The sequence below is a fragment of the Streptacidiphilus carbonis genome, assembly GCF_000787775.1.
GTDB classification, from domain to species: Bacteria; Actinomycetota; Actinomycetes; order Streptomycetales; family Streptomycetaceae; genus Streptacidiphilus; species Streptacidiphilus carbonis.
Window position 1 is genome coordinate 41,227 of the sequence record NZ_BBPM01000020.1, and the last position, 6,066, is coordinate 47,292.

Consider the following 6,066-nt stretch of genomic DNA (forward strand, 5'->3'; position numbering starts at 1 on the left):
ACGGGGGGCGCGTCCGCCGGTGCGTCCGCGCTGACCCGGGGTGGCAGGGCGGGCAGCGGGTGGGCCGCGTCGGACTCCAGCCGGACCGGCGCACCGTCCAGCAGTGCGCGGCTGACGGCGGCGAGCGCGCCCTCGGTGTGCCAGCCGAGGGTGTCCAGGCCGGGGACGCCGGTGGCGTCGGTGGCCGTGGTGACCACCGGCCGGGCGTCCAGTGCCTGGGCCACCCGCTCGGCCAGCGCGTTGGCTCCGCCCTCGTGCCCGCCGGTCAGCGAGACGGCGAAGCGCCGGGCTTCGTCGACACAGACCACCCCGGGGTCGCTGTGCTTGTCGGTCAGCAGCGGCGCGATCAGCCGCACCGTCGCGCCGGCGGCCAGGAAGCACACCAACTGCTCGCACTCGGACCAGGCGCGGGCGATCGACTCACCGACGGTGGGCTCCTGGTAGAGCGTGCAGCCGCCCAGGGCCTCGGCGAGTTCGGCGGCCGCCGAACGGCCGGCCGACGTCGCTGCGATCAAGCCGATCACTGTATGTCTCCTGACGATGGATCAAGTCGGTTGCCCCAGAGGACGAAGACCGGGTTGGTGGCGGCGAGTCGGACCACTCCGCCGGGCAGCGGGGCCAGCCGGGACGACTGCAGTTGGACGCCCTCGGCGGTGAAGCCGGCCGCGAGCAGCGCGGCGCGAACGGCGGGGATCCGGTCGAGGGCGGCCAGGGTCACCACTACGGTGCGCCGGGCGCGTTCGGCGCAGACGGCGACGACCCCGGCCAGGCCGGCACCGCCGCCGCCGACGAACACCGCGTCGGGGTCGGGGAGTTGGGCCAGTGCTGCCGGAGCCTCGCCATGAACCGCGGCGACGTCCACTCCGTGCGCCTCCGCGTTGGCGCGGACCCGTTCCACGCCGTCCGCCGTCTTCTCGACGGCAACGACCGCCGCCCCCAGCCGCGCACACTCCACCGCGACCGAGCCGCTGCCCGCGCCCACGTCCCAGACCAGCTCACCCCGGCGCGGACCGAGCCGGGCCAGGGCCAGGGCTCGGACCTCGGCCTTGGTCACCATGGAGTCGCGATGGGCGAAGGCGTCCTCGGGCAGCCCCCAGTCGCCCTCGGCGACGTCCGTTCCTCCCGCGACGGCGCGCATCGGACCGGGGTGGTCGGCCCCCGGGCCCAGGCTCAGCACCACGTGGACGCCGGGCCAGTCCCGTCCGGCGGCCTGTTCCGGCGTCACCTCCTCGACCCGTTCGCTGTCCGCGCCCAGGTCGGTGGCCACCACCAGCCGTCGCCGCAGCCCGGGGAAGGCGCTGAGCGCCGCGCCGATCTCGGCGGGACCGGCGCCCGGCGCGGTCAGCACGGCGACCTTGCGGTGCGCGCGGCAGACGTTCAGCGCGGTGCGCGGGTCGCGGCCGTGGGCGCTGACCACCACCGCGTCGTCCCAGGGCAGGCCCAGCCGGGCGAATGCCTCCGCGACGCTGCTGACGCCGGGTCGGACGTCCAGGGCGTCCGGGCCGAAGCGCTCGGCCAGGGCGCGGACGATGCCGAAGAAGCCGGGGTCGCCGGAGGCCAGCACCACCGCCGGACCGCTGCCTGCGGTGAGCGCGTCCAGGGCGGGCGCCAGCGGGCCGAGCACCACCGCCCGCTCCGGCGGCACTCCGGCGGCGTCGAGGTGCCGCCGCGCGCCCAGCACCAGTGCGGCGCCGTCGATCAGGTCGGCGTGTGCCGCGGCCTGGCCGGCGCCGAGAACGGTGATCCGGTGCGGAACGGTCACGACGCTCCGCTGCCCGAGACCGCGCTGCCCGAGACCGCGCCGCCCGAAGCCCCGGTGCTGCGCAGGGCGCGTCGGGCCGCCTTGTCGGCCTTGCGGAAGGTGTGGAAATGGCCGGGGTGGTAGAGGTGCGACCGGGTGCCGGCCGCCGCGAGCGCCGGACCGACCAGGAACAGGGTGTGCTTCCACAGCCGGTGCTCCTTGACGGTCGCCTCCAGTGTCTCCAGCGTCCCGTACAGCACCAGCTCGTCCGGCCAGGTGGCCTGATAGGCGATCACCACCGGGGTCTCCGGCGGGTAGCCGCCCGCGGTGAGCTCCTCCACCAGCTGCTTGGCGCGGGCGGCGGAGAGGAAGACCGCCATGGTGGTGCCGTGCCGGGCGAAGTCGCGCACCTCCTCGCCGGGCGGCATCGGGGTCTTGCCCCCGCCGAGCCGGGTCAGGATGACGCTCTGGGCCACCTCGGGAATGGTCAGCTCGCGCTGGGCGATCGCGGCGACGGCGGAGAAGGCGGAGACACCGGGGACGATCTCCGTCTCCAGGCCCAGCTCCCGGCAGCGGTCCAGCTGCTCCTGGACCGCGCCCCACAGCGAGGGGTCGCCGGAGTGGATCCTGGCCACCCGTCGGCCCTGGTCGGCGGCGCGCTGGTACTCCGCCAGCACGTCCTCCATCGGGATCAGCGAGGAGTCCAGGATCTCGGCGTCCGGGCGGGCGTGCTCCAGCACCTCGGCCTGGACCAGGCTGGCAGCCCAGATCACCGTGTCCGCCTCGGCGATCGCCTTGGCCGCGCGGAAGGTCAGCAGGTCGGCGGCGCCGGGGCCGGCCCCGACGAAGGTGACCTTGCCAGGGGTGGTGGCGGTCTCGGTGCCGGTCACAGCTTGCCTCCACGGCGGGTGCGGGTCGCGGGCGCGATCAGGGTCGAGAGGTAGGGCAGCGGTCCGGTCAACGGATGCCCGGCCGGGCGGATCTGCTCGTCCGGCAGGCCGAGCGCGGAGCCCCAGACGGCGCCGCCGTCCCGGCCGGTTTCCCGCAGTGCGGCGGCGACCTGCTCGGCCAGCCGTCCGAACTTGTAGGCGACCACGGTGCCGGGCCCGGCGAGGGCGTCCCGCAGCACCTCGGAGCCGGCGGTCACCGGGACCAGCGTCAGCGGCTCGGTGCCCTCGGCGAGGACGGTGCCGCTGCGGGCGGCCAGGTCCTGCATGGCGGTGATGCCGGGGACGGTCTCCACCAGCAGGCCGGGGACCAGCGGGGCCAGCGTCTGCGCGAGATAGGTGAAGGTCGAGTACACATTGGGGTCGCCGATGGTGGCGAAGGCGACACTGCCGTGCTCCCGCAGCAGTTCGGCGACCCGGGCGCCGGCCGCGTCCCAGGCGGCCTCGCGGCGGGACCGGTCCTCGCGCTCGTTCAGTGCGAAGACCACCCGCTCGACCTTGGCGGCGGTGCCGTCCGGGCCGTCGGGCCCGTCCAGGTGGTGCAGGACGGTCGCCTCGGCCCGTCCGGTCTCACCGCTGTCCAGCACCGGGACGACGACCACCGCGGCCTCGCGCAGCACCCGGACCGCCTTGACCGTGACCAGTTCGGGATCGCCGGGGCCCATGCCCACGCCGGTGAGACGAGGGGTCAGCATGCTGGGGGCAGGCATGAGGGCAGCCCGCAGGGCAGGGGGGCGCAGCAGCGCATGGCACTAGTCCTCACTCGGGGTCCGCGCCCCGGCTCGTGGTGACGGCGGCCAGAGTTCCTGGCTCGCGGACGACCGCGCCCGATGGGGGCGCGCCGCCCGGTGACAGTGGCGGGACCGCGCCGGACTTTCACCGGACTTCCTCATCATTGCCGCCGTACAAGGCTCCAAAATCCCACCACGTGCGCTGTCGCCAGGTCAACCGGGGCGGCTGTGTCCTCGCCCACGGTCGCGAGCGGGCTCGGCTCAAGCGCTGACGGGTCCCCATCTGCTGACCGGACCTCAGCTGCCGCCTGCCCGGGTGACCAGCCGGTGCGGCAGCTGCGGCGCGCCGGCCCAGTGCAGGTGCAGGTAGGAGGCGTGCAGGGTGGCCGAGGTGAAGCCCTCGGTGCGCGGACCGGCCGGGGCGCGCCAGCCCCAGGCGGGTGCCGGTCCGTGGGCGGGCTCGCACACGGTGCGGTGGAACTCGTGGCCGTTCAGCCGGGTCCCGGCGACCGCCAACGGGCTGTCGGACAGGGCCACGGCCTCGCGGTAGCCCAGCGTCAGCCGCTCGGTCATCCGGGCCTCCGCGTCCAGCACCCCGCACATCGGGGCGCCGTCCAGCGAACGCGCCAGGTAGAGCAGCCCGGCGCACTCGGCCACCAGCGGTGCGCCGGAGGCGGCGAGCGCCCGTACCGACTCGCGCAGTGCGGTGTTGGCGGACAGCCGCTCCGCGTAGACCTCGGGGAAGCCGCCCCCGATGACCAGCGCGGATGTCCCCTCCGGCAGCTTCTCGTCCCGCAGCGGGTCGAACGGGGCCACCTCCGCCCCGGCGGCGGCCAGCAGTTCGGCGTTCTCGGCGTAGGAGAAGGAGAAAGCGGCGCCCGACGCCAGGGCGACCACCGGGCGTCCGACGACCGGTCCGCCCAGCGCGGCGATCTCCGTGTCGGCGTCCCACGGCTCGGCCGCCAGCGGGGGAGCGCTGCGGGCCAGCGCCAGCAGCGCCTCCAGATCCACCCCGGCCCGGACCAGCTCGCCCATGTCCCGCACCGCGTTCAGCGCCTCGGCGTCCCGCTCCACCGCCGGGATCAGCCCCAGATGCCGACTGGGCGTCACCACCTCGGCACTGCGCCGCACCGCGCCCAGCACCGGCACCCCGCCAGCGGACTCCAGGGCGTCCCGCAGCAGGTCCTCGTGCCGGTCCGAGGCGACCCGGTTGAGGATCACCCCGCCGAGCCGCACCTCCGGGTCCCATGAGGCGAACCCGTGCACCAGCGCCGCCACCGACCTGCTCTGCGAGGAGGCGTCCACCACCAGCACCACCGGTGCTCGCAGCAGCTTCGCGACATGCGCCGTGGACGCGAACTCTCCACGCCCGGCCGCCCCGTCGAACATCCCCATCACGCCCTCGACCACCGCGAGGTCCGCCCCGGCCGCGCCGTGCAGCAGCAGCCCGGGCAGCCGCTCGGGCCCGCACAGGAAGGCGTCCAGGTTGCGGCCCGGACGCCCGGTGGCGAGGGAGTGGTAGCCGGGGTCGATGTAGTCGGGGCCGACCTTGTGCGGCGACACCCGCAGCCCCCGGGCCGAGAGCGCGGCCATCAGCCCGGTGGCGACGGTGGTCTTCCCGCTGCCGGACGAGGGCGCGGCCAGGACGATCCGGGGGAGCGCTACCACTCGATGCCGCGCTGGCCCTTGCGGCCCGCGTCCATCGGGTGCTTCACCTTGGTCATCTCGGTCACCAGGTCCGCAGCGTCCACCAGCGCCTGCGGAGCGTTGCGGCCGGTGATCACCACATGCTGGTTGCCGGGACGGTCCTTGAGCACCGCCAGCACCTCGTCGGTGTCGATCCAGCCCCAGTGCAGCGGATAGGTGAACTCGTCCAGCACGTAGAGTCGGTACGTCTCCGCCGCCAGATCGCGCTTGACCTGCTCCCAGCCCTCGCGGGCCGCGTCCTCGCTGTCCTCGATGTCACGTTGGACCCAGGACCAGCCTTCGCCCATCTTGTGCCAGGCCACACTGCCGCCCTCGCCGCTGGCGCCCAGCACCCGGAGTGCGTGCTCCTCACCGACCTTCCACTTGGCGGACTTGACGAACTGGAACACCCCGATCGGCCAGCCCTGGTTCCAGGCCCGCAGGGCCAGGCCGAAGGCGGCGGTCGACTTGCCCTTGCCGGGGCCGGTGTGGACGGCGAGCACGGGCTGGGTACGGCGCTGACGGGTGGTCAGGCCGTCGTCGGGAACGGTGGTGGGCTGTCCCTGCGGCATGGCTACGCCGCCTCCTTCTGCTGGTTCCGGCTCTGCAGGTTGCGCGTCCGGTCGGTCCCGATGAGGTCGCCGACGAGGTGGGTGACGCTGTCGGCGGCCAGCTCCTCCAGCCGGACCGCCTGGCCGGCCAGGTGCTGGGCCAGCTCGGCGGCCAGGCCCAGCCGGACCGGTCCGCTCTCGCAGTCCACGACCACGGCGGCGGTCCCCTGCGCGGCCAGCAGCTGCGCCGCCCGCCGGGCGTCGGGCAGCGCCCGCGGTCCGCCGGTGGCCCGGCCGTCGGTGACCAGCACCAGCAGCGGACGCCGGCGCGGGTCGCGCAGCCGCTCCAACCGCAGCGTCTCGTGCGCCCGCAGCAGCCCGGCGGCCAGCGGCGTGCGGCCCCCGGGCGG

General features: G+C 75.1%; 6 protein-coding genes, 1 pseudogene and 1 riboswitch. All 7 genes and pseudogenes read right to left on the bottom strand.

The features are described 5' to 3' along the window. Positions 1–524: pseudogene (locus TR46_RS17745) on the bottom strand (precorrin-3B C(17)-methyltransferase); the annotation flags it as partial. Beyond that, positions 521–1,762, bottom strand: coding sequence for a precorrin-6y C5,15-methyltransferase (decarboxylating) subunit CbiE (gene cbiE / locus TR46_RS17750; RefSeq protein ID WP_084718646.1), 1,242 nt, complete (start codon positions 1,760–1,762; stop codon positions 521–523). The gene cbiE and the pseudogene TR46_RS17745, both read right to left, overlap by 4 nt. Continuing rightward, positions 1,759–2,631, bottom strand: coding sequence for a precorrin-4 C(11)-methyltransferase (cobM, locus tag TR46_RS43670; protein ID WP_042401777.1), 873 nt, complete (start codon positions 2,629–2,631; stop codon positions 1,759–1,761). The genes cbiE and cobM overlap by 4 nt, the downstream gene beginning before the upstream one ends. Next, positions 2,628–3,383 (bottom strand): precorrin-2 C(20)-methyltransferase, encoded by a 756-nt coding sequence (cobI, locus tag TR46_RS17760; protein ID WP_174505125.1) that lies wholly within the window; start codon positions 3,381–3,383, stop codon positions 2,628–2,630. Before cobI ends, cobM begins: the two co-directional genes overlap by 4 nt. A gap of 90 nt (positions 3,384–3,473) precedes the next feature. Beyond that, a riboswitch (cobalamin riboswitch) is annotated at positions 3,474–3,611 on the bottom strand. 105 nt (positions 3,612–3,716) lie between these two features. Then, positions 3,717–5,087, bottom strand: a complete 1,371-nt coding sequence (locus TR46_RS17765; protein ID WP_042401788.1) for a cobyrinic acid a,c-diamide synthase CobB — start codon at positions 5,085–5,087, stop codon at positions 3,717–3,719. Then, the gene (gene cobO, locus TR46_RS17770) at positions 5,081–5,677 is read right to left on the bottom strand and encodes a cob(I)yrinic acid a,c-diamide adenosyltransferase (protein ID WP_042401795.1); all 597 of its coding nucleotides are present in this window, start codon (positions 5,675–5,677) and stop codon (positions 5,081–5,083) included. The genes TR46_RS17765 and cobO overlap by 7 nt, the downstream gene beginning before the upstream one ends. Positions 5,678–5,679: 2 nt before the next feature. After that, positions 5,680–6,066, bottom strand: a 387-nt coding sequence (locus TR46_RS42380; protein ID WP_042401798.1) for a hypothetical protein, incomplete at its 5' end; no start/stop codon positions are given.